This window comes from Rubricoccus marinus (genome assembly GCF_002257665.1).
Classification (GTDB): Bacteria; Bacteroidota; Rhodothermia; order Rhodothermales; family Rubricoccaceae; genus Rubricoccus; species Rubricoccus marinus.
The window spans coordinates 80,767-103,306 of the sequence record NZ_MQWB01000010.1 but is presented as its reverse complement, the minus strand read 5'-3'; the positions used below and the strand labels follow the sequence as shown (position 1 = coordinate 103,306).

Genomic DNA, 22,540 nt, shown 5'->3' with positions numbered 1-22,540 from the left:
ACTCTTGCAGTGAAAACGAGTGCTTAGGGTTGCGACGCGAGGTGCTCACTGCCGATGAGACCGGGGACGTGGACGTGGTGGTCGTGAATCCAACCGTCTCGGCCCATCCCGTCCGCTCGCTGGCGGAGTTCTTCGGCGGAGGAGACGCCGAGCACGGGCATCAAGCGCTCGAAGTGCTCCGCCGAGGCGGACCGGGCAAACACGTCGAACGGCCCAGGCCGCCGCTCTTTGTACACGAGCGTACTCGGCCACCAGTAGCCGAAGTCACTTTCTTCAGCGCGGAGGGCCAGGACGAGATCCGCCTGCATGACGGCATCGAAGGGAACGCCCGTGGAGTCGGCGCGGCCGTGGATCCATGTCCCCTGATAACTGATCCACCGCTCGTTTTGGTCCTGATAATGCCGCTGGAGAGCCTCCGACCCCTGCTGGAGGTATGTGAACGGCACAAGCCCGCTGCCTCGGCCGCTCTCGGGGAGCGTGAACGGCTCGGAGAGCATGTACGCCGCGTTCTCGTACCGGCGCCGCTGGAGGAGCGCGGCGAGGGCGTAGAGGAACAGCTCGGGAACGACGAGACGGAAGTGGTCGCGGGACCACGTGTTGACTCGGGAGTTGAGCACGAGCGGGTCCAGCAGAGGGAGGCACCGCTGGAAGAACAGGTGGACCGGCTCCCACCCCTCAGGCTCCGGCCGGTAGCGGACGAGCGCCTTGACGACATCGAGCACCTCGTCCCGGACGGGTCGAAGCTGGTCTGCACGCTCCACGACGGCGGCCTGGGTCGGGCGGTCATCCTCGGGGTCGAGGTCGAAGCGGGGCAGGTTCCCGGCGAGCGTCTCGAAGTAGTCGTCGACGGCCCCATCCGCCTCGCGGCGGCCTTCGCGGAGGGCCTTTATCGCGTGGCGCTGGCGAACGGACGTGCTGGTACTCGGGGCGTCACCGTCAGTAACGAAGGCGGGGGCCTTGCCGCGCGGGGGCCGCACATGGAGCGGCTTGTCGTAGATCCAGCGCGAGAGGCGGGTGAGGGCGTCACCATAGCCCTCGTCGTCGGCCATGTCGATGTGGATTCGGCCGCCGTAGAAGGCGGGCGCCGAGCGCTCCCAAGGAGGAGCAGGCTCGCGGACGACGGCAACGAATTTGCGCGTTTCGGCCTTCTCGTGACCGGGGGCTTCGGGATCAGCCTGGGCGGCCCGGTACAGTTCCGGGGTGAGGATCTGAGCTTCGGCGCCGACCCCGCCCTCGCGGGCGTCGGCCTTGCGGACGTACTCGCGGTCGCAGATCAGGACGACCTTTTTCAGGTCGGGATCGGTGACGATTCGCTCCATGAACGGGAACGGGTCGTCGCCATCTTGAAGGTCCCACTTGTCGAGGACGACGTCGACGTCGAGGTCTACGAGGTCGCCTGCGAGACGGAGCACCCAGTCCTCGTGCTCTGGGCTGCTCCAACTGTAAGAGAGGAACGTGCGCGGTCCCTGGGGGCGGTCGTCGGCGTCAGACATTGGGTGCGGGTGACTACTCGCGTTAGCCTAGGCGGACGAGGTCGCGGAAAAGCGCACCGTAGGCGTATTGGTCAGCGAGAGCGTCGGACAGACGTAGGCGGGCGGCGTGTCGGTCGTAGAGGATGCGCGCGGCTGCCCCGGTTGTCGCGACGGGGACGAAAGCGGCGTGGGGGTGGCGCCGGAGGAACAGCTCGGCCTCGTCCTCGACTCCCTCCATGCCCCCAATGAAGAGGGCCGTCGAGAATGGGTAGGCCCCGAGCATCTCGTCGCGCATCAGCCGCAGGCTCTCGTCGCGTGTCGCCAGCCGTTCGGTGACTTGGATACGAGCGAACGCATCGTTGTCTTGCGGAAAGACGTCGCGGAAGAAGTCGGACTGGTAGAGCACGACGTGCTCCTGCACGTCGAGGTCCACCGCCTCCGCGACGGCCCGGATGATCGGCGTGATGGCGGGGTGGCCGCCCCACACGAGTCGGGCGCGAGGGAGCACGAAGGCCGCGAGGGCGCGGACGGCCTCCCGGATGGCGACGAAGTCGGCGGTCTCGAAGTACCGGGGGTGGCGATCCGGATCGGGGACGCTTGCGGAGAGAAAAATGGGGGTCAGGTCGGGCATCGCAGGCGGGGTCAGAGCGAGCGGAGCCACGCCTCGGCACCAGACACCGTGACGGTCTGGACCGGAAGGTGGCCGTCGAGCCAGTCGAGGTGCTGCTTCCAGCGGGGCCGGACGGGGACCGGGTCGTAGAGAATGACGGCGCGGGAGGGGGCCGCCGCCCCGTCCGAGGCGAGGCGAGAGAGCAGCGCCTCGACGTCCTGGTAGGAGAGCGTCTCGGGGACGCCGACCGTCGGGATGACCGCGACGGGGTCCTTCCCAGGTGGCGCGAGTTCGAGGTACCGAGTTGGCTGGACGGTCGATGGGACCCCCTCTTGTTCGGCGATGGCGTCGAAGGACCCGACGAGGCTGGTGTAGCGCGCGGCGATGGACCGCGCGCGGAGCGTCTCGGTCTGGTGCCCGACCCGGTGGAGGGCGTCGTCGGTGAGGCGCTTCCCGTCAAGGTCGGCGGCGTCGAGCGGGACGACGGTGCAGAGCGCGGCGTAGGCGGGACGGCCGACGCCAGGCCACTGGACCTGGAGGATGCCGAGCGCCATCGCTTGCGCCTGGGCCAGTTCCTCCCGCGTCCACTCGCTCTCTAGGAACCCGTCGGTGTCGAGGATGATGAGAACGTCGGAATCGCTGAGGCGGTGGAGAAGCTCTTCCTGGAACGGGTCGCCGGGTCGGACCTTGCGGGTGTCGAGGAAGACGTCGAAACCTCGGTCGTCGAGGAGGTCGTAGAGCTGGTGGGCGGCGTCGGACGCCTCGGTGCGCCGGTAGCTGATGAACAGGCGTCGGGTGCGGCGGAGCAGCCCAAGCCCCTCCATAATGAGGCCGACGGCGGACTCGACAGACTCGGCCGTGTCGGAGAGAACCTTCCCGTGGATCGGCCGGAGGGATTTAGGCACCTGGCTCTTGTACCCGTCCAGCGATTCGACGAGCGGGAGTATCAGCACAGCGTCGTCCACGAGCCAGGCGACGGTGGCGGCGTCCATCGCGTCGTAGCTGTAGCCCCCAACAAAGGCGCAGACGGCCGGACCAGCCTGGGTCAGCGCGCGGGCGTCGGAGGCATCGAGGAAGACGACGTGTGCGTCCACGTCGAGGTCCATCTCGCGCATCCGCGCGACTAGCGTCTTGCGGAGCGCGTCGCGGACGGCCGGGCGCGTTTGGCCCAGGAGGACGACCTGATAAGGGGACGGGACGGGCATGGGGTTAGCGTCCGGCTTGACGGGCGGCAGTCTCGATCCAGCGGCCGAGGTTGTTGTACCCGTCCTCGGTCACATAGTCATAGGTCGAAAACAGGGTAGCGAAGGTGTGGTTGGTCTTGCTGCCGAGCGCGTACGGGACCTCTCGTCGGGCTAAGCTGGGGGCGTCGGTGTAGGGAACCCACGTGCCGTTCTTCATCTCCTTGAACGAGATGCGGTCGCCAGTGACAACGAACGCGAGCTGATCCAGCGGATTGGGACCGGCGGTATCTACGGCGCCCGCGCTGTTCTTACGTCGGTGGATCTTGGCGCAGAGAATCCCCTTCCCGGCCATGAAGCTGCGGACGAGCTCGTAGCGGACCCAGCGGCGGTGCGCGGTCTGGCTTCCCGCCAGGACGCACGTCACTCCGCAGTTCTTGAGCCCGGTGCGGAGGAACTCCTTGAGGGCGGCGTCGCTCGTCCGCTTCTTGGACTCGAAGACGGAACTGTCGAAGAAGCCCCTGGACTCCCGGTCCCCTTTCGTGACCCAGGAGTTGCGGACCTGCCACGCCCGCCAGTGGTCGCGGTCGTAATGAAAGCTGAAGAACGTGCGGCGCATTGGTTGGGGGGTAGTCTTGCGATTGGGGGCGGTCTGGCCGTGGTCTACCCGAAGATTGCCGCCTTGCCACGCAGGTAGTTGCTGGCCGCGGAGCCGGTCCCGGAGCCGCCGGGGCCGAAGATCTTCAGCGAACCGAGTTCTTCGCGGAGCTGACGGTACACCCGGACGTACTCGCTTCCCAAGTATGTGCCGTTGCGAGTGACGGGGACCACGACGATCCGGTCGTAGCCCTTCGCCTGGTCGGCGACGCCGAGCTCCCAGGGAACCCACTTCGACTCCAGGGCGCGGTCGGTGGCGAGGAGCATGAACACGTCGTTGGCGACGATCTGCTTCTTGATCGTCTCGACGGTGTCACGTGACGGCGATGCGGGAAGCGTCGCGTCCTTCCAGTCGACGTAAACCCGGACGCCCAGGCGAGCGAGCCGGTCCACGAGCCCTTCGACGAGATCCTTATCGAGGTGGCTGTGCGAGAGGAAGACGGAGCTGTAGGAGGTGCCCGGCGACGACTCCAGCTTGAGGTCGGGGTCGTAGCGCTTGATGCTCCGCGCCCGCAGGGACGTGTCGGATAGGTAGGATGCCATTGATTTCTTTCGAGTAGCCGACGAACATATCTCGTCTCGTGCGCCACGCTTTGTCACATGACAGACGCACTTGAGTGGTTTCCCCGCGTGCTGACCTTACCGCTCACACAGTAAGGGTGTGAGCAAGCGTCCTTTAAGCGCCCATGGCAGCAACGAGAGCTGCGGCAACCTCACGGCCTGTCACGTCGCTATGGTCGGTGATGTGGTCATCCGCGCGGAGGTTGTAGAGCCCCCCTTCGGAGAACGAGTACGCCTGCCCTGTCGGCAGCAACCGCTGGTGTTGAGCCTCATCTGTGCGCTGAGCGCCGTTGCGGCCAATTCCTCCGAAGCGGTCCTCGGGACCACCGAATGAGCTGGCGGCCTGACCCGCTAGCCGTGACGCGAGGGGGTACGCGAGCCCCACCGCCCTGTCGTTGGAGGTATGCGTGATGACGATCGACCCGCTCACTTTATGGTCATCAAGGACGTTCCGAAACGCTCCAGGCTTTCCAGTCCCGAAGTCGGCAGAGAACCCGTTGTGAGAGAAAGCTGCCTGGAGCAGCACGAGCGAGCTTACAGGTTCGGCGACGGCGGATGCTGCCGCAGTCACGACGCGTCCCCCAAAGCTGTGCCCACAGAGATGAATGCGGAGAGCTGGGTGTGCGGCAGCAAGGCGATTCAGCACAGGGGCAAGTGCGTGTTTCCCAACGTTGCCAGCACGCTCCTTCATGGTGTAGTAAGTCGTGAGGTTTGCGAGCCGAAGGGCGGCGGCGCGGATGCCCCGGAGCGTATCGCCAATCCCTGCGGCTCCGCCGGAAGGGTCCCGCACGGATAGCGGCGAGAAGGAGGTGGCTCCTCCTGTCCCGCCAGAGGCTGGAGGTGGCGGAGGAGGCGGGGCTAGCAGGCCTAATACTTCGAAGCCCGATGCTGATCGGAGACGGGGCGGAATGGGGTCGGAGCCCTCGGTCGCAGAGTCCGGCAGCGCCTTCCGGATGGCATCGACGAACTCGTTTTGCACCTGGCGTTCGTCGAGATCCAGGCTTAGGTCTGCAGCCTTTCTTAGCGCTTCCGCCGCATCTGGACCCAGCGTGTCGGCAAGGGTGTTTAACGCGCGTTGTACATCGTCGGAGGAGGCATCGCCACCGATAGACGCTGCCCCACCTGAGATCTTCGAGGGAGGAGCAAAACGCTTGGACGGCCAGTACACACCGAGTACTGCTGTGCTTCCACCCAAGGCATACGTGTCTTCTGCCTCTAGAGTGGCGCGAAGGTTGGCGAGGAGTTCGGAGTAAAGCGTGCGAGCCTCCTCTAGATCGTTGTTCCAGCCGTGCGAGAGTACAAGAAGGTTCTGGACGTGCGACTCGTTGAGATGAGAGAGAAACGCGGCTTCCTCCTCGGGCTTCAGGAGTTGCGCGTCGCGGTCGACATGGAGAGGAAAGAAGGGGAAATCGGCGATGTGATTCATTGGTTAGACAGCTTGAAGTGCGCGCATGAGGTCGGCGAGGCCGGCTCCCTGGAAGTAGGGATCCCGTCCCAAATCAGTTGCAGTGCGCAGAAAGAGCGCCTTGACATCTTCGGACCGGCCGATGAACTCGCGGCGCACAGAGAGAAAAGCGGCGATGGCCCCGGAGACGTGAGGTGCGGCCATGCTGGTGCCGCTATCGGCGACGTAGTGGCAGGTTGTCGGCCACGCGCTGGGGCCCTCCTCTCGCGAAGCCATGCGGGCGATCTTGCGCTCTGCCGCATCCCGCTTGCTGCCGGCAGCACACGAGAGCACGCGCTCACCGGGAGCAACGAGGTCTGGCTTGGCACGGCCGTCCCCAGTAGGCCCTTTGGATGAGAAGTAGGACACGCCATACCGGTGAGGCTCCGCGCGGTGCGTCGACCCGACCGTAATAGCCTTCTCGGCGTTTCCAGGGTCGTTGATTGTGAGGTCGATTCCGGTTTTTGATTGCCGTGCGTCTGCGTAGGCTGTCCCATGGCCTGTGTTGCCGGCGGCGGCCACGACCACAACGCCAGAGCGGACGAGCAGGTCTACCTCCTGGCAGAGTGGACTGTGGCCGCACGCATACCACTCCGGGTCAAAGTCATAGCCGACGCTGAGGTTGACGCCGTGGACCCGAAGGTCCCGCCCTCCTTTGTTCAGAGAGCCGACGTACTGGAGCGCGGCGATAACGTCGCTAGCGTGGCCGTTGCCATCCGCATCGAGGACGCGAACACTGAGAACGGTGCAGTCTGGAGCAACGCCGCTGATGGCACCGACCGGGCGGGCGCGGTAGCGAGGCTCGCCGTCAGGGTCAGCTTCTTGCTGAAGTTGGTGGAGCGGACGCTCGTCGTCGTCGACCGTGTCGTCGGCAACCGATCCAGCGATGATTCCGGCGACGTGAGAGCCGTGACCGAATGGGTCGATCGGGGCGCCCTTGCGTTCTGTGTCGACGAAGTCCTTATGAGCCAACCCGGCAGGAAGAATCGTCGCGCTCTTGAGGTGCGGGTGAGCACCATCGACGCCGGAGTCCACTACGGCCCAGACGACTCCCTTTCCTGCTGCGCCAAACGCCTTCTGTGCGGCATCCGCCTTGACCGTACGCGCACTGTAGTGGAGAAGAGGCCGGACTTTGAAATCGGGCCACACGCGGTAGATGGCCCGTCCCGGTGGGACCGCGTTCTCTACAACTTCTGAAGGAGCTTGGGACGCATTTTCACCGTCTTGGGTGACCAACTCGCGGACCATCGCGCGCGTGAGATCTGCGACAACGTATCGGTAGCTGAGCTTGGACTGCGCCTTGAGCAGGCGTGCGCGACGGTGCGATGGCGCAGGGGCCGTAGCAGATGCGTTGTCGTCCCGTCCGGTGCGACTCTTGATGATGTCTTTGATCCACCTTTTAACATCTTTGTGCGCACCGCTGAGCTCGCGCCTGTAGTTGTGGTTGAGTTCGACGATGACGCGGTGCAACTCGTTGGCTCGCCCTTGCTCGAACCGCTCAAGGAGCGGCACAGTGATGAGCGAATGGTTAAGGATCTCCGGGTCAAAACCTTGCGATGTTTGTCGCGGCCGGGACTCTCCCTTCAAGACCGTTTGGACGTGCGTGTAGGCTGCCACAGCAGCTTCCTCGGACTCTAGAGGATCCGGACTCCGAGCAAGGCGGCCACTGCCGTCGGAGTAAAACCACCGAAACGCTCCGTCGCGTCCTTCGACACGGAATGCCCCGGTGGTGCCGGTCTCGTCTGTTCCGTGACGCCTGAAACGATCAGCGTCTTCGGCAGCCGAGTCAGAGTCGTGGTACGTGTGCGTGGATAGCGCTAGGATGCGCCCTTCAGGTCCGACAAGGCGCCATGCAAACGTGTTGGGGTCGGTCTTGTGAATGCGTAGTGACACGGAGAGAGATGTGTTGAGCCACCATCAGGTGGGTAAAGCGAGCTCCAACGGGATCTATAGCCGCCAAGCCACTTCGCATTGATCTGTGACCATATGATCGAGGCCGAAGCCCAACCTCTAGAATGGCTCACCATCCAAGCCGACGAAGCGGAGGACGTCCCGGAGTTGAAACCCTTCTCCAAGAGGCTCGATGAGCGGCCCGTCTGGGAACGCGGTTCCTGGCGTCCAGGTGGGGGCCTGATTGAGAAAGCTGGAGGAGTCTGCGGCTGCTAGGCCAACGAAAACCTCGCCGACGATGCGCCCTCCGACCGGACCCATGTGCAAACCATCATGGAGGAGTTCTCCCTCCTTCAGGACGTAAAACCACAGAGGCGCCTCGTGTCCCACCTCAGCGATGTCGAGGCCGAGGTCCTCGTTCGAGAGAACCGTCGTGCCCATGGCTTGCGCGACAGCTTGGCCGCTGGGAAGGCCCAAACGCCATCCTCGTACGAGGTTGAGAAGTGCGAGGGGGTTCTCCTTGCCTGGACCGGAGGGGATCGCCGCCAGCCCGCGGCTCAGGCGGGTATCGACGAGGCGGGCACGCTGAGCGGGTGTGCCGGCGTCAAGATCGAGGAACCGGCGCCAGTCCAAGGACCACAGCCCGGGCAGCGGACGGCCGCCTCGAAGGTCCGCCAGAGGCCCCGGGTTCTGCGACGGTGGCCTGAAGATGGGTACGCGACGAACAACCCGGTTGAGGTCGTAGTCGCCACGGACGAGGCTGTGACCAAACCGGTACGCGGCGGCGGAGAACTCGACCGGCATGAACGCCGACTCCTTTGGGTTGTAGTGACGCAGATCGATCGTGAACGGCTTGGCCTCAGCGCGGGCCACATCGTCCTTGCGTTCCCCGCGGGGCGTCAAAACGGCCTGAGCCATATCCTCGCCGACGATCCGGGGGAGAAAGTCGAAGAGCACGATCCACTGATAATGCCAACGGACAATCTGCTGGGCTCGAAAGAAGGCTTCTCGGCCAGTTAGACTAAGCCGCTCCTTGACTGCATCGAGCGTAGCGTTGTGAAACTTGAGGAACGCGAGTTGGAGTTGCGAAACAATCAGGTTCTCGTCGTTCCGAGGGTCTCCGATGAGGGCTCTCCCCTGCTCGTTTCGTGGGAGGTCATCTTCGGACGTCTTTGGAAGAGCGACGAGATCGATCGCGCCGTCATCGCTGGTCCGCTGGCGTCGCCCTTTCCCGATTAAGAAGTGATCGCGACTGTTTCGGTCGTAGAGGAAGGGCTCGTCGTCGGGTCCGCCGCCATACAGGTTGTCGAGGTCGAAGGCGGGGGACCGAAAGTTGATCAGGCGGTCCGGGTCGTTTTGCTTGGTAAGAGAGGACGCTGGATCGAAAGTGATGTCGTGGTCGACGAACTGCCCGAAGTACGTGTAGGCCGCAGGGATGTTGGGGTGGTCTCCCGTCTCTGTATCACCTTCCTCCTCAACCATTGTCGCAGCGAGGGCCGCGACGACAGCGGCCTTTTCTTCGTCCGTCGCTCCCGGGGGAATCCATGCTGGTAACTCCCGGAACAGTCGACCGAATGGGCCTCGATAGAACGGAGAACGGGGTGCGACGAAGTCGCGAGACTTGGACCCATGATGGGTCGCTCCACCGGGTTTAGACGATGGGTCCTTGGGTTCGGGGGCCGTTCCGGGTGTGACGCCGGGATCACCCCCTATCGGAGCGCTGGAAGGATCCTCAACAGGGCTTTTCACGACGACGTGGATGTCGTCAAGATCGAGAGTGGTCTCAGTGTCCAGCCGGATCCATCGTGTCTGCGCGAGAAGGGTGCCCTCAGCGTCGTGGATGACGACGAAGGGTTCAGGAGTGCCCTCGGACCGTGATCCCGCAGCACTCTGGCGGAACGTAATTTCAAACGCTCCGTCGTCACCGGTCGTCGTGGTGCCGAGATCGTCTACAGGGCGGCCGAAGTCGTAGTCGAACGCCTGTACGCTGAGGCCCGATACACCACTCCCATCGGAGACGACGCGTCCATGGAGTACGAACTGAGTATTGGGGTCAATGGTTGGCATAGCGTTCGAGGATGCGTGGGTCAGCGGTTTAGGGAGCATTGGTCCTGGCCTGACGCGGCCCAGGCAACATCTCGCGGTTGAGACGGGCGACTGCGAGGCCTGATGCGGTACCGCACGTCTTCAGGCGTAGGGGCTGTCGCTCGGTGGAGTTTCGGAGCCACCGACGTCGCGAAGCTTCGTGAGCTCGGTTTGGACGTTGTCGATCGCACGCGTCACGTTGGAGCGAGAGCCGTATCCCTCGGAGCCGTCGGCGACCACGCGGCCGTTCTTGGCACGGAAACGCCAGTACCACTGCTTGTTCCTGGCGCTCTCGAAGTACTCGAACTCAGGATTGGCGCCCGTTGAGGTACCCTCTGAAATCTCTCGGCGGGGAGCGTCGTGGCCCAGGTTCGTGAACACGTCGGCGCCATGCTTCGCGTCGCGTTCGTTCTCGTAACCATCACCTTGCTGGGCGTCCGCAATGGTCTCGTTGTTCCCGTCTCGGAGGATCCAGTAGTGCTTACCGAGAGCGTTTGTTCTAAAGAGGAATCCAGCCATGATGTCGTAAGAATGATGTTGGTGTCCGCATGGCAGTGAAGCCTTGGGACGGAAGGATCAACCGGTTTGAAGCCAAAGAGGCCCTCAGAGTGATTCACCGCCTTTCAACTCTAGCGCGTGCGGCGATTGCAAAGCAGACGCGATCTACTGCACATGGGTAAGAGCGGCTGCGTGAGACGGATATCGAGGGGCTCGGGGAAAGCGCTTCAAGCCTAGACTCAGCCGCCCCTGGGCTTTCTAGAGCCCAGTCCAAATCTTTCTGGAGCCCGCTCTAGAAATAGCCCACGCTCTATTGCGCCACGGCGCCTCCTCAACCCACCGAGAGCCAGAATGATGGCACGCCCTGTGCTCCACGGAGGTAGCCAAGCGTCAGAAAACTACATGGGGTTACCATGTGTCTGTCTATCCCTAAACGTATGAATCCTCTTCAAGAAGCCCGACCGACCGCGGGTGGCGAACTGCGCGTTGACAGGCTCGACGGCTCGGGAACGGACGCGCTTCTTTACGAGGTATGGGAGAGTGCAGGCGCAGATCCATGGATTCAACTCTCGCCTGGTGGCGAAACCGCCCCACTCCGTTTGGAGACGACTACGATTGGCGCGCTGTATTCGATTGTAGAGCGGCATGCCGCTGCCGCCGATGTGGACGCCATCGGGATCGGGGTTAACGAGGGAGCCCTTTTGATGACGTTCCAGCAAGACGTTCCCTTGGCAGCAGTCATCGGTGGAGGGCTTCTGGCAGTGTTACTTTCGATTGCCGCCTTCGCGGCGGTGTCGGCGCGTCGCAAGGCGACGATGTACCGCCAAATCGCACGGTACGAGTCCAAATCGCGCGAGGCTGAGCGGGCGAGTCTTGCCCGCGAGTTGCACGACGGCCCGCTTCAGCAACTCTCCCTGCTCGCGCGTTCGGATTTTGAATCGGCGCCTGAACTGCGAGAGCGACTTCGCAGCGTAGCCAAAGAGGTGCGGTCTGTCGCGGCGGCTCTCCGCCCCCCTGCTCTTGACCGCTTCGGCCTAGGCCCAGCCCTGGAGGATCTCGCCGCACGCTGGGAGACGGCCCCGACTCCATTGGCCGTGCGCGTCCGTGCGGAGGGGCTGAACCTCTCTACAGGCGCAGAGTTGGCGGTGTACCGGGTTGCGCAGGAAGCGCTCACGAACGCAGCCAAGCATGGGCAGGCGCAGACCGCGTGGGTGTTCGTCCAGTGCACGGCCGACGCGGCCGAGCTCATCATCCGCGACGACGGCGTGGGGATTGACGAGCGGTTCAGCACGGGTGCTCCAGACAGACTTGTGCGCGAGGGCCATTTTGGACTGGCGGGGATGGCGGAGCGCGCGAGTGCGCTGAGTGGATCGCTTGCGGTTGGGCGGGGTCCTGGTCGGTCCGGTACCGAAGTACGGCTCACGATCCCTATCGGAGCCGTGGAGGCGCGCGGCTCAATGCGGTTGGCAGCATGATCCGTGTCCTCCTCGTCGATGACCACCCCATGCTCCGTGCAGGGGTACGTCGTTCGCTCGAAACCGACCCCGGCATCGAGGTCGTGGCAGAAGCGGCGAGTGTGACGGAGGCTCTGCGCTTTGCTCGATCCGTATCGCCGGACGTGGTCGTTCTGGATGTGGACCTCAACGACGGGGATCGGTCTGGTGCAGACGTGGCACAGGCCCTTAAAGGCTCCTCAGCCCGCATCCTCGCCTTCTCCGCCCACGACGGGCGCGGTTTCATCCGCGCGATGCTCGATGCCGGAGCTGCGGGGTACATCACGAAGGACACGCCAGAACAGGAGTTAATCGCCGCCGTGAAGGCGGTGGCGAGTGGTCAGGGAAGGTGGCACGTCGTGCCAAACGACCCGATGCACCCGATTGGAAGCCTTACCGAGCGGGAACGAGACATGCTTCGACTCCTAGCGAAGGGGCTCTCAAACGCGGACATCGCGGACACGCTCTTCGTCTCCGAGAGCACGGTCCGCAACACCCTCACGGGGGTATACGAGAAGGTGGGAGCAACGTCGAGTCGTGAGGCAATGGCGTGGGCGTGGGAGAACGGCATCGGCCCCCACGCGCCGTAGCGACGACGGCGGGACCCGGGGGAAGTAGAGGAACCTCCAGCCCAATCGGGAGCGGACGCCTATGTGCCAACCGCGGTGCTCGGGCAACATGCGAGGGTCCCACCCGCCCCTCGAATATGCCTCGCTTCGTGCTGCTTTTCGGCGCACTCATGGGCTTCGCCGCCTGCGCCTCCCCGGACATCTCCGAGCCGACCGTCGTGTCTTTGGGCGCCGGGGCCATTGACGTCCGGTTCTACCCGCTGCCTCTCGAGCCTGGAGACCGCGTCGAGTTCACCGCCGGAAGGGTGCGGCTATCGAGCGCTTTGATGAACGATGGACGCCACCACGTTCTCCTCTCGGCCCCCAACCGTGAGGTCGTGCGAGTGACGGGACTGTCCCGCGGGGTGCCGCAGTACTCGAGATTCCTCGGAGACGCGGAGGAAGCTGACGAGACCCCCGATGGGGGCTCGACGACGGACGGTCCGACCTCCGTTCACAGAGAAACCCACTGCACTCCAACGTCCTGCACGGAGATCATCGAGTACGACTACGATGCTGTTCCTGGGGATGGCTCTGGCGACGCGAGCAAAGCGGGTGGACACACCGACTGGGTGCCCGGTGGAGAGAGTGCTGCGGTTCGGATCGACCGGCTCCGCTACGAACTCCGTGGGCGGGCGGCGGGCGACGCGCGCCTCATCGCCCCGTCCGATCCCAAGCTGTTGCGCTAGCCGATGGCATCGCACGCCCTCTCACATGATCGGTGGCCGTCGGCCGCTCGCATCACCCCTTGTGCTCCGACATCGCCGGTGGCCTCAGGCGGCTTGCTATCAGCCGTAGCAGGATCGATCCCCGTCGTCGTTTTTGAGCTCGACCCCGCGGGGGTGATCCTCTCATCCACCGGTTCGGGACGTGCGCCGCTGCGGTCCCGGGAGTCAAATCCCGTCGGGCGCTCCGTGTTCGCGCTCTACGCGGACGCTCCCGAGGTGCTGACAGCTGTCCGGCGTGCGCTGGCCGGCGAGGCGTTTGTCGCGACGTCGAGGGTGTCGACTCCTTCAGGGGAGCGCACGTTCGAGACCACGTACGAGCCCTCTTTCGGGAGCTTGAGTGGGGAGCTGACGAGAGTTATCGGGGTGGCCCTCGACGTGACGGTCCGCGAGCAGGCGCGCCTCGAAGCGGTTCGATCGATCGCCTTGCTGCGCGCCCTCGCTGGGCGCGCGCAGTCCGAGCGGGAAGCGGAACGGACGCGCGTTGCGCGCGACCTCCACGACGACCTCGGACAGGTGCTAACGGCGCTTCGGTTCGACGCCCGGTATCTGCGGCGGCGTGCGGGGGGGCTCGACCTATTGGACCCCGGTATTCTCGATCGCCGGCTGGAAGAGTTCGACACGCTGGCAGCTCGGGCGCTTCAGAACGTCAGAGACCTCGCGGCTAACCTCCGCCCCCCTGAACTCGACGAGTTGGGCCTTTCGGGTGCCCTCCGTGAGGTCGCCAGGAGGTTCGAGGAGAGGACGGGCGTCGCGTGCGAGGTGGAGTCCACGCTGTCGTGTTCGGCCGAGGCTCTTCTGGTAGCGGATCACGCCACGGCGGCGTTTCGCATCGTGCAGGAGGCCCTCACCAATGTGGCTCAGCACGCCGACGCCTCTAGCGTCGCGGTTCGCCTCTCGCGTGGGAGAAAAGGGGTGGACATCGTTGTTACCGACGACGGTAAAGGCTTTGAACCGGAGAAGGTCCGGTGCGGCGCGCTCGGTCTGATAGGGATGACAGAGCGGGCTCGGGTATGGGGAGGTGAGCTGAGCGTTATCGCGTCATCGGGTTGGGGCACGCGGGTGGGCATTTCCCTTCCATTTGGTGATCCGAGCGCCCCCTCACAATGATCCGCGTTCTTATCGCCGATGATCACCCCTTTGTGCGCCGTGGCGTACGCGAGGCGCTCAATGACGAGGGCATCGAGGTGGTAGGCGAGGCGGAGAACGGTGAGGAGGCGCTCTCGCTGTCGCGCGCGCTCGCGTTGGACGTGGCGGTCGTTGACCTCTCGATGCCGGGCCTCGGCGGCTTGGAGGTCGTCGCCCGTCTGCGAGTGGAACGGCCGGACCTCCCCGTTCTGGTTTTGTCCGCGCACCCCTCGCGCGAGCTCGGGCTCCAGGTGCTTCAAGCGGGTGGCGTGGGGTACGTCGATAAGAACGAGGCGCCCGACGTGCTCCCGGCAGCGGTGCGGAGGGCCGCCAGCGGTCGGCGCGTGATCCCGGCGGACTTAGCGGAGGTGCTGGCCGAGCGCGCAGAGGGGCGACGCGAAGGGGTCCTCACGCCGCGGGAGATTCAAGTCGCTCGGTGCTTGGCTCGCGGGGAGAGCCGTGAGGAGGCGTCACGCGCACTCGGAATCGCGCCCTCCACTGTTTCGACGTACCGTGGCCGGGTTTTCTCGAAGCTGGGGATCCGGACGGGCGCCGAGCTGGCGCGAATCGCCGCGCGACGGGGATGGATCGACTGAGGACATCTCCCCTACCGTGCGAACCGATCCAGGGCGACGCTCACGCCGACGCTGATGATGGGCAATCCGATGACGGCAGGGGCCGTGGCGTCGGTCACGGAGTCAAGGGCGAGCAAAAGGAGCGTGTAGCCCCCACTTGCCAGGAGCGTTCCACCGATGTCGACCCAGGCATTCCCCCGACGACCGCCTCCGAGGTACGCCCCGACGCCCGCCCCAGCGGCGCCGCCAAGAGCCGCTACGAGCAGCGCGCGCGCGGAGGGGCCGTCGTCGTTGACCGCTTCGGGGTCTAAAACGGCGATAAGCCCGTAGGCCCCAGCGGCGAAGACGACATACCCCACTCCCGAGGCGGTCCCCTGGAGCGCCACGTTTCCAATACTCCCCGGAGCCACCGCGCCCCCTCCGGGGCCGGCCGCTTCCGTCTGCGTTGGCGTGGCGAGAACGATGATGCTTTCCTGGGCAAACGCTCCGACGGGCGCGAGCAGCAGGGCAAGGAGGAGCGTGCGCGTAGAGAATGCAGGCTGGTTTCGCATTAGAACTGGCAGTTGGGTGACACGCTGACGTTGATCACGACCGACGTGGCGCTGATGTCGGGGTCTGTCGCGCGAGAACGGACGGCGAAGGACTGCGAGGGCGATATATCCTTGTAGTACACCTCGGTGCCCGGCAGCGTGGGCGCCGGGAGCCCCTCCCAACTGTTGCAGGTCTCTTTGAAATCGCCCTCGCAAGGCGTGTTGGTTTGAATCGCGACCGACCACGGAGCCGTGCCGCTCTGACGAGTCGCCGTGTAACGGGCGGTCGCGCCAGGTGCCACGCAAGAGGGCCCGGAGATAGTAGTGCCGAGGCCCCGTACGGTGACGGCTTTGGTGGCCGTCGCGCTGGGGAGCTCGGCTTCTCCGAACGAGGGGTCGTTCTGCGTCACGGCAGCGGTCACGTTCACCTGCCTATCCGGACCCGGTTGCCGCGTGAACTGGACCGTGGTGATGGCCGACGCGGCGCCATTGGGAGCCCACGCGTACGCGAGCGACGCCGTGCCCGGTGCGTTCTCCTGCGTCACGGAATAGGTGTAACCACCGGTCCGAGTGACGAGAGAAGGACCGGATAGGCTAGCACGTGAGACCAGTCCGAGCGCGTGGGCGATGTCGGGGACATCGTCGTAACTGCCAATGAGCGCGAACGTAGACGCGCGGAGGCGATAGATTGTCTGGCTGCGCGAGTAGCCTTTGCCCAAGAGCAACGCGGCCATTCCGGAAAACACCCCCGTGGCGAATGAGCTCCCGCTAGAGGCCTCGAACTGATTGGAATAGACGTCTGGATCAAGGCTGAACGCTCGATCGACGGGGATCGCGAACACCTGCGGTGCCCAGCACTTCACGCTCCCGTCATCGAGGAGTTGCGCCACTGCGACGACCTCGGGCATCCGCGCGGGGAATAGCGGTCCACCGTCGCCCTCGCAGATCCCCGTCCCGGCGGCGCCGACGAACAACGTATCGTAGGTATCGTACGCGACTTCGATGGCGTCCGTGACGCTCTGGTACCGGCTTCTCGTGCCGAAGGCCATGTTGACGATGGGGCTCCGGGGGGCCGCGAGCTCGATGCCGTCGATGACGCGCCCAAGGTTGCCGCCAAAGACGGACCCGAGGATGACGTCGTTGTCTGTCTTTATGGCGTAAATGGAGGCGTTGTATGCGATCCCAGACATGGATGTACCGTCTCGTGGAGCGGCGATCGTCCCAATGATTTTGGTTTCGTGGCCGCAGTCGTCGTGCCATTCCGGAGTCGTGGACCAACTGCCCGTCCACGTGCGCGAGATCTGCCGCGACGGCGACGTGCTTTGGCCTCCGACGAACTCGCCGTTAACTTGTGGCGCACGGGAGCTCACGCCCGTCCCCAGCACGGCGACCTCCACCCCCGCTCCGTCCGCCACGTTCCACGCGGAGGTAACGCCGAGGTCGGGGAGGCGGGCGTACAGGACGTCTCCATAGGATGTGGTCGCCATGTCCATTTGGGGCGATCCTCCCGACGAGGAGCTCCCGCAGCTCGACTTGGAGGCGGACTTCGCAGCCTCTGCGCCTTCCGGGTCGAACGCGGGCTCGACGTAGTCGATGAAGGGGAGCGCGCGGATGGCCTCGATGGACTCGGGGAAATCGAGCGTCACCACGGCTGCAGGGATGGTCGAGAACGTGTCTACGACGGTGATCCCCGCGTGGGCGCCGAGCGCCTGGAGGGCGCTATGCACCCGCTCTCTGGAGACGACGACGCGTCTGTTGACGACGCCACGTCCCCGCCCGGGCTCTTTGAATCCGACGATCGCTTGGGCGCCGCCGACCTGAAGTTTTTCCCACAAGACTGGCGCGCTCATGGCGCTCCACCCGTGTGCATCGAGGTTTACAGCGGCGGGCTCCGCCCTTGAAAGATCGCCGTCAGGCGTGGACGTGTCGCAACCCACGAGGACAGCGAGGGCGAGGAGGCAAAGCGAGCTTCTGAGGCGCACGGGTATCAACGAGGTAGAGAACGGAGGGCTGTGGGACCGCCTATCGAAGGACGGTGAAGCGTTGCACGACGAGGGCCTTCCCTACTGCGGCGCGCGCGACGTAGATGCCGGGCGCCAAGCCGTACGACGACGCGTCGAAGCGGAGCCGGACGGCGCCGGGGCTTTGTTCGCCGTCGGTGAGGACGGCGATCTCCCGGCCGAGGAGGTCCACAACGGAGACTCGCACGGGTGCGGTCTCTGCGACGCTGAGTCGGATCTCGACGGCACCTCGCGATGGGTTCGGCGCCACGCTGAGGGTGGCCTTCAGCGTTTGTTCGCTTTTCGCCACAGGCGCATCGTCGGAGCCTGGGGTATCGGGTTCGCCTACGAGGAGATCGAGCTCGCCCGCGAGGGCTACGGTGTCGCCAAGTTGTTTTAGCAAGCGTACGATGCTGCGGGCGTGCTCCATGTCAGCCGTCGAGGTCTCGTCGCCGTTGGTGAGGTAGGCGCCCAGGAGCGCCCACGCAGTCTCGCGCCTCATGTCGTCCCACCACCCGGTGCCGGACGGGCTCTGGTTTAGCAGGCGGCGCCCCTCTCGAACGGCCGTCTCGCTGTCGCCAGAGGCCGCGAGGTCACGGACTCGGAAGGCGCCAGCGAGGCGTCGCAGCGGGTGAGTGGGGGTTTGCGCTACGACGAGCAGAGCGCGGGCCGTGACCTGCGGTCCGTCCTCACGCCGCATGGCCCTCGCTGCGAGCGCGTACTCCCGTGCGAGGGCGGCCATCAAGGAGTCTGCCGGATTGGGATTGCTGACGCCGCTGGCGCGGCCCGACCCCGAGCTCACGCCGGATTCGTACATAGCCTCGCGCTGCCGCTCGTGAGGCTCTACGCTGGAAGACCGAGCGGCAGCCGCGGCGGTCTTCGCGAGGACCTCAGCGGGGTTGAAACGGGTGGACGCCTCGAGGACACGTTCCGCGCCTTCCCGTTTGGCACCCGCCGAGGCAGTTTCATCCGCTCCGAGGAGGTGACCGGAGCCAGTAGCCGGTTCGGTGGTGAGCTCGGGGTGGTGCCCGATTCCGTTGCACATTCCGGTTGCCTCCACGAAATGCGTTGCGTTTGAAGGGTACTGCCCCCACCACGAGCTCTCGGCCACAGCGCCGAACTCGTTTCTGATTTCGAAGGCGCCGAGCCCGTTGCCGTGAACCGAGTTCCGACCACCGTACAGCGGACCCGGGGGGAGCGTTGGCCCCTTCGTGAACGCTCCTGGAGGATCGTCTGGGATTGTGCCTCCACCGCCGCAGTTGCGTGGGGGAGGCGAGCAGTTCTGGCAGCCCACGTTCGCCCACGAGCCGAAGTCGGCCCGGATGCCGAAGCCCGGGTTCCCGGTGATTTTCAGCGCGCTCGGGGCCGTCGTGGAGGGGCGAGGGAGGAAGCCCGCATTGGTGTAAACGTCGGTGCCGTTCCATCCTCCGATAAGGTCCCCTTCGGAGACGTTGATGCCGTGTCCCAGCGAGGAGCCGACGCCGAGGCTACCGGAGACCTCCGCATTCTGGAGGTAGACCTCTCCCCCGTTGATGACCGTGATACCGGATTGCGCCGAGCCGCGGACGGCGAGATGCTCCCCCTTTAGAATGCCACCGTAGACGCGGAGCCCGACCAAACTTTGCGCGACGGTGTGACGGAGCTTCACGGTGCCCCCGCTCCAGACGGTAAGCGCTGGGCCGGACACGGACCCCGTGCCAAAGATCTGCACGGGTTCGGACGCGCTCCCGTAGCTCTCCAGTGTCCCGCCGCTGTTGACCGTAGTGGTACCGCTGCTGCCTGGGCGGAGCTCGGCGCCTGCGAGGAGTTCGACCCGCCCCCCACTTTTGATGTCAAGCCGCACGCCATCGAGGACCGCGCCCGGCTCAACGATGAGGGTACCGTAGACGCGGACGGTTCCGAGCACGCCCGTCGAGAAGTCATCCACGACGCGGACGATGCCCCCCTGTGGGACGGTGAGCGTGGTTTCCTCTTCGAGGTACGTGCCCCCTGCGAACACATCGTTGCTGTAGCTCCCGCCAAAGAGGTATGCGTCGTGGTGAGGCGTGAGAAAGGCGTCGGGGTCTACGGTGAGGTTGTAGATACTCCCCGGGTCGGTCGCGTAGTACGAGCCGTACTTCCTGAACCGGACGAACCCCTCGTCATTGCCAGAGGGTAGGGTAACGACGTGACCTCCCGCTTCGGGGATAGCGTGCTGGACGCTGGCGCGCGTCGACGGTTGTGCATAGACCCTCGCAGAGCGGACGACCACAACATCGAGGTACTCCTCACCAAGCACCCCGCTGGTAGGACGGGCATAATACTGAGACGAGAGGGTAGCTCCGGGGCTTGGAGCCGTGTGTGCTGGACGCGCTCCGGCACACGTCTGGCTCAACTCGCAAGGAGCCAGGAAGGCAACGAATGTTTCGTGGTCCGTCCCGATCCTCTCAGGGAGGGACTTCATGTAGGTCTCCGTCAGCAGCGGCACCGGCTTCCCGGTGCGCTCGGGGTTTGCTGTAACGTTGGGAAAGTTCAGGCCAGGATCTCCCGCATCCCCGCTCGGCAACGCCCCGAAGTAATGCATGAAACGGGCGAGGCGGAGCGCTCGGGCAGGAGGAGGCGCCGAGTCGTCTACGTAGTCCACGCTCGTTTCGAGGTTGGAGACGTACAGCTCCAAGCTGCGCTCCGGATCGCTTGCGATCTGGTCAAATCGCGTCAGGTTCGCGTAGCCGTTGTTGCCAGGACCCAATCCGCCTGCAGGGTGCTCTTGGTCCGTGCCAATAAAGTAGCTCGCGTAGAAGCGCAGCCTTTCACTGCGGTCGTAGTTGCCCGTCGGCGGGACGACACCTCGGTTGATATCTATGAGGTACGGGTTCGCTCCTTTGACAAACAGCGTCGTTCGCCTCACGTCGGCGGTCATCTTATCGAACGTGCAGCTGTGAGTGCCGCTCCCAACGAAGCAATCCGGCTCATGCTGGAGAGCGACGGTGCCACCAAGGGCCACAACAGGGCCTTCGTCGGAGAGCTGAGCGCCGGTTGTGGCGCCCCCAGAGCTTGGCGAGAGCCGGAATACGCCGCGCTGGGTGGAGTTCTTTTTCGTGTTGGACTCGTTTTGCCACGGCGGCTGAACTCCTCCGTTGGGTAGGTGGATGTTGCACGATCCGTTGCTATCGCATTCGCCAACCCACATCACGCTGTGGTCGTAGTACCAACTCCACTCACCGTTGCTGTACCGATCATCGAGGCCACCCCATCCCGGTGCACTTGTGTAGCCCGTATCGTCGAGGTAGTGATGGTCGTCGATGGAGTAGAGCAGTTGGAGGGGATCTGCCTGCTCGTGCCCCTCCCCTGAGCTGGTGGCTTCGTGGATCCCTACGAGGTTCTCCTCCTTGTTTGCACCGTGCTCGCCATTGAGTAGCAGGAAGTGGCACTCGCCCGTTCTCGTCCCGTCGAGCATAGGCGTTTGGCACGCATTGGTGGGCTGCCCGTTCGTGTCAAGGCTGGAGTAGCGGAGCACGACCTGCTGCTCGTCACCGGCTTGGTTGGCAATGCTCGTGGGTGGGGCGACACGTCCGGGAGTAGCGCCGTTGGTGGGCCGCTGTAGGCGGGGAATGGCGATCTCCTGGACGTGGAGCCAGTCGGCAGCGTTGCCGTCTTGCTGCGTCGTGGCGTCGTGGATCCATGCGTACCTCTGTCCGATGTCGGCTGTGCCGTATTCTGGCGCCCACCGCAACAGGCTCGACGAGAGCATGAGCAGACGGTTGCCGTCGTCGAGGGGGACCGTCCGGGCGTCGGGTGTGACGAGGTCCGCGTGCCAGCGGAGAGGATTTAGCACGCGGGGGTCAGTGAAGGGGTCGGTCGGGTCGTAATCGGGCGCGACGCGGTTTAAAGCGCCCGCCGCGCGCATAGCGTGCCAGTAAGGAAGCACAGTGGTGAGCATGTACTCGAAGTAGTAGGCGCCCTCGGCCCACAACCGCTCCCCTTCGGCGGTTTGAAAGGCCCAGTAGTACATCCGCTTCTTCTTGGAGCCGAGGTAGTCGTAGTACGTACCGTAGCTGCGGCTCGCGTGGCGTATAGCGACGTCCAGCACCTCTTCGCATCCAGAGAGGTTCTCAGGACCAGGGTAGGTCGATGATTTTGAGGAGACCGTCGTGCTGTCTGAGGGGCCCGTGAGACGGTTATTGGTCTCGTCGCTGTGGAAGAGGCAGGCCCCGTCCTTCAGGCCTAGGACGCCGTAGGCGGCACCCATGAACCCCAGGAGGGGCCAGTTGCCCGCCTGCACCTCATGGTTGTTTATGTCGGCGATGAATCCGCCATCTTTGAGGGTCCCCCCCCACATGTGCTGGACGCCGGACTGAATCTCGTCCGCCCACTTCTCCGTCTCACTCCGAGTGAGGAGCATGCTAACGGGGTAGTCGAGGCTGGAGTAGCCGTTCGCATTCGCCCAGATGTAGCCATTCTCCAGAGCCCAGTACAGGTCGAGGGCACGTGCCACGGCGGCAGTGGACTTGAAGGCCTTGAACGGGCTCAGCTCGTCATCGTAGATGGCGATGAACTCCCGGTCCCCACCCGCGAGCGTCTCAAGGCGACGGAGCGTCGCCATGAGCCTCTGGCGGGCGAGTATGTGATCGACCCTGCCGTTGTCCCCAAATCGAGGAAATACTATCGAGCTAGCATTGAGACGGTCAAGCTCAGTATCCGTAAAGAGATTTGGCTCGCCAGGACGGTCCCCATCGTTAAGCGAAATCACAAACGTCATTAACGCTACAAATGCCTGAGATTCCAGATGTGCCCCATTCATTTCCAGAATGCACTCCGGTTCCCATGTCGTGTTGCAGCGGTCAATGTCAGGGTGCTGGTATGTGTCTTCCCCCGCATCGCGTGCAATTTGCTCGAAGAGACGATTTGTGTCATCGTCTCTCGTACCCGTGCTCACGCCAAAAGCAAGGTCTAGCACTTGCTTCACACCATGGGCCTTCCCGTCCGTCCGACTGAACCCGCTCATTGACAGCATTGGCCGGGTGGATGGAAACCGATCATCGTAATGACGGTCGTTGGGCATGCTCGGCGGGAGCCGCCACGATGACTGAGCCGAAACGGTGGA

17 protein-coding genes are annotated in these 22,540 nt (G+C 64.5%); 5 read left to right on the top strand and 12 right to left on the bottom strand.

The window, feature by feature from the left end:
- Positions 1-23: 23 nt before the first annotated feature.
- The 9 genes from BSZ36_RS17330 to BSZ36_RS17290 all read right to left on the bottom strand — a co-directional run bounded on the left by BSZ36_RS17330 (position 24) and on the right by BSZ36_RS17290 (position 10,419).
- Positions 24-1,493, bottom strand: coding sequence for an SEFIR domain-containing protein (locus BSZ36_RS17330; RefSeq protein WP_094551611.1), 1,470 nt, complete (start codon positions 1,491-1,493; stop codon positions 24-26).
- A 22-nt stretch (positions 1,494-1,515) separates the two neighbouring features.
- A complete protein-coding gene (locus BSZ36_RS17325; RefSeq protein ID WP_218827745.1) occupies positions 1,516-2,103 on the bottom strand; it encodes a Thoeris type III anti-phage system protein ThcA in 588 nt (195 codons plus the stop codon).
- 11 nt (positions 2,104-2,114) lie between these two features.
- Positions 2,115-3,287, bottom strand: a complete 1,173-nt coding sequence (locus BSZ36_RS17320; protein WP_094551609.1) for a Thoeris type III anti-phage system protein ThcB4 — start codon at positions 3,285-3,287, stop codon at positions 2,115-2,117.
- 4 nt (positions 3,288-3,291) lie between these two features.
- Positions 3,292-3,882 carry a TIR domain-containing protein gene (locus tag BSZ36_RS17315; RefSeq protein ID WP_094551607.1) on the bottom strand — a complete coding sequence of 197 codons (591 nt, stop codon included), beginning with the start codon at positions 3,880-3,882 and terminating at the stop codon, positions 3,292-3,294.
- Between the two features lie 44 nt (positions 3,883-3,926).
- Positions 3,927-4,463 (bottom strand): toll/interleukin-1 receptor domain-containing protein, encoded by a 537-nt coding sequence (locus BSZ36_RS17310; protein ID WP_094551605.1) that lies wholly within the window; start codon positions 4,461-4,463, stop codon positions 3,927-3,929.
- A gap of 133 nt (positions 4,464-4,596) precedes the next feature.
- Entirely contained in the window at positions 4,597-5,907 is a 1,311-nt protein-coding gene (locus tag BSZ36_RS19110) for an alpha/beta fold hydrolase (protein ID WP_143536971.1), read from the bottom strand.
- A gap of 3 nt (positions 5,908-5,910) precedes the next feature.
- On the bottom strand, positions 5,911-7,542 hold the full coding sequence (locus BSZ36_RS17300) for a S8 family peptidase (RefSeq protein WP_218827744.1): 1,632 nt from the start codon (positions 7,540-7,542) through the stop codon (positions 5,911-5,913).
- 393 nt (positions 7,543-7,935) lie between these two features.
- Positions 7,936-9,882, bottom strand: coding sequence for a peroxidase family protein (locus BSZ36_RS17295; protein WP_179271269.1), 1,947 nt, complete (start codon positions 9,880-9,882; stop codon positions 7,936-7,938).
- Positions 9,883-10,002: 120 nt separating this feature from the next.
- Entirely contained in the window at positions 10,003-10,419 is a 417-nt protein-coding gene (locus BSZ36_RS17290) for a YegP family protein (RefSeq protein ID WP_094551599.1), read from the bottom strand.
- A gap of 416 nt (positions 10,420-10,835) precedes the next feature.
- Between BSZ36_RS17290 and BSZ36_RS17285 the strand changes: the two genes are divergently transcribed.
- The 5 genes from BSZ36_RS17285 to BSZ36_RS17265 all read left to right on the top strand — a co-directional run bounded on the left by BSZ36_RS17285 (position 10,836) and on the right by BSZ36_RS17265 (position 14,948).
- Positions 10,836-11,873, top strand: coding sequence for a sensor histidine kinase (locus tag BSZ36_RS17285; RefSeq protein WP_179271268.1), 1,038 nt, complete (start codon positions 10,836-10,838; stop codon positions 11,871-11,873).
- Positions 11,870-12,481: a response regulator gene (locus BSZ36_RS17280; protein WP_094551595.1), complete on the top strand. Its 612-nt coding sequence runs from the start codon at positions 11,870-11,872 to the stop codon at positions 12,479-12,481. The genes BSZ36_RS17285 and BSZ36_RS17280 overlap by 4 nt, the downstream gene beginning before the upstream one ends.
- A gap of 116 nt (positions 12,482-12,597) precedes the next feature.
- A complete protein-coding gene (locus BSZ36_RS17275) occupies positions 12,598-13,188 on the top strand; it encodes a hypothetical protein (protein WP_094551593.1) in 591 nt (196 codons plus the stop codon).
- Between the two features lie 3 nt (positions 13,189-13,191).
- On the top strand, positions 13,192-14,334 hold the full coding sequence (locus BSZ36_RS17270) for a sensor histidine kinase (RefSeq protein WP_094551590.1): 1,143 nt from the start codon (positions 13,192-13,194) through the stop codon (positions 14,332-14,334).
- Positions 14,331-14,948, top strand: coding sequence for a response regulator (locus BSZ36_RS17265; protein ID WP_094551588.1), 618 nt, complete (start codon positions 14,331-14,333; stop codon positions 14,946-14,948). Before BSZ36_RS17270 ends, BSZ36_RS17265 begins: the two co-directional genes overlap by 4 nt.
- Before the next feature lie 11 nt (positions 14,949-14,959).
- Here the strand turns inward: BSZ36_RS17265 and BSZ36_RS17260 are convergent, their stop codons facing one another.
- From BSZ36_RS17260 to BSZ36_RS17250, 3 genes are all read right to left on the bottom strand, one after another.
- Positions 14,960-15,478 carry a hypothetical protein gene (locus BSZ36_RS17260; protein ID WP_094551586.1) on the bottom strand — a complete coding sequence of 173 codons (519 nt, stop codon included), beginning with the start codon at positions 15,476-15,478 and terminating at the stop codon, positions 14,960-14,962.
- Positions 15,478-17,184 (bottom strand): S8 family serine peptidase, encoded by a 1,707-nt coding sequence (locus tag BSZ36_RS17255; protein ID WP_179271266.1) that lies wholly within the window; start codon positions 17,182-17,184, stop codon positions 15,478-15,480. The genes BSZ36_RS17260 and BSZ36_RS17255 overlap by 1 nt, the downstream gene beginning before the upstream one ends.
- Positions 17,185-17,479: 295 nt before the next feature.
- The gene (locus BSZ36_RS17250) at positions 17,480-22,039 is read right to left on the bottom strand and encodes a T9SS type A sorting domain-containing protein (RefSeq protein WP_094551582.1); all 4,560 of its coding nucleotides are present in this window, start codon (positions 22,037-22,039) and stop codon (positions 17,480-17,482) included.
- Positions 22,040-22,540 lie beyond the last annotated feature (501 nt).

Bases quoted from the DNA above. Each gene is read 5' to 3' on its own strand.
- BSZ36_RS17275 (WP_094551593.1), top strand. From the start codon at position 12,598: ATGCCTCGCTTCGTGCTGCTTTTCGGCGCACTCATGGGCTTCGCCGCC.
- BSZ36_RS17330 (WP_094551611.1), bottom strand. From the start codon at position 1,493: ATGTCTGACGCCGACGACCGCCCCCAGGGACCGCGCACGTTCCTCTCT.
- BSZ36_RS17285 (WP_179271268.1), top strand. From the start codon at position 10,836: ATGAATCCTCTTCAAGAAGCCCGACCGACCGCGGGTGGCGAACTGCGC.
- BSZ36_RS17290 (WP_094551599.1), bottom strand. From the start codon at position 10,419: ATGGCTGGATTCCTCTTTAGAACAAACGCTCTCGGTAAGCACTACTGG.
- BSZ36_RS17260 (WP_094551586.1), bottom strand. From the start codon at position 15,478: ATGCGAAACCAGCCTGCATTCTCTACGCGCACGCTCCTCCTTGCCCTG.
- BSZ36_RS17295 (WP_179271269.1), bottom strand. From the start codon at position 9,882: ATGCCAACCATTGACCCCAATACTCAGTTCGTACTCCATGGACGCGTC.
- BSZ36_RS17310 (WP_094551605.1), bottom strand. From the start codon at position 4,463: ATGGCATCCTACCTATCCGACACGTCCCTGCGGGCGCGGAGCATCAAG.
- BSZ36_RS17265 (WP_094551588.1), top strand. From the start codon at position 14,331: ATGATCCGCGTTCTTATCGCCGATGATCACCCCTTTGTGCGCCGTGGC.
- BSZ36_RS17270 (WP_094551590.1), top strand. From the start codon at position 13,192: ATGGCATCGCACGCCCTCTCACATGATCGGTGGCCGTCGGCCGCTCGC.
- BSZ36_RS17315 (WP_094551607.1), bottom strand. From the start codon at position 3,882: ATGCGCCGCACGTTCTTCAGCTTTCATTACGACCGCGACCACTGGCGG.
- BSZ36_RS19110 (WP_143536971.1), bottom strand. From the start codon at position 5,907: ATGAATCACATCGCCGATTTCCCCTTCTTTCCTCTCCATGTCGACCGC.
- BSZ36_RS17325 (WP_218827745.1), bottom strand. From the start codon at position 2,103: ATGCCCGACCTGACCCCCATTTTTCTCTCCGCAAGCGTCCCCGATCCG.
- BSZ36_RS17250 (WP_094551582.1), bottom strand. From the start codon at position 22,039: ATGGCGACGCTCCGTCGCCTTGAGACGCTCGCGGGTGGGGACCGGGAG.
- BSZ36_RS17280 (WP_094551595.1), top strand. From the start codon at position 11,870: ATGATCCGTGTCCTCCTCGTCGATGACCACCCCATGCTCCGTGCAGGG.
- BSZ36_RS17320 (WP_094551609.1), bottom strand. From the start codon at position 3,287: ATGCCCGTCCCGTCCCCTTATCAGGTCGTCCTCCTGGGCCAAACGCGC.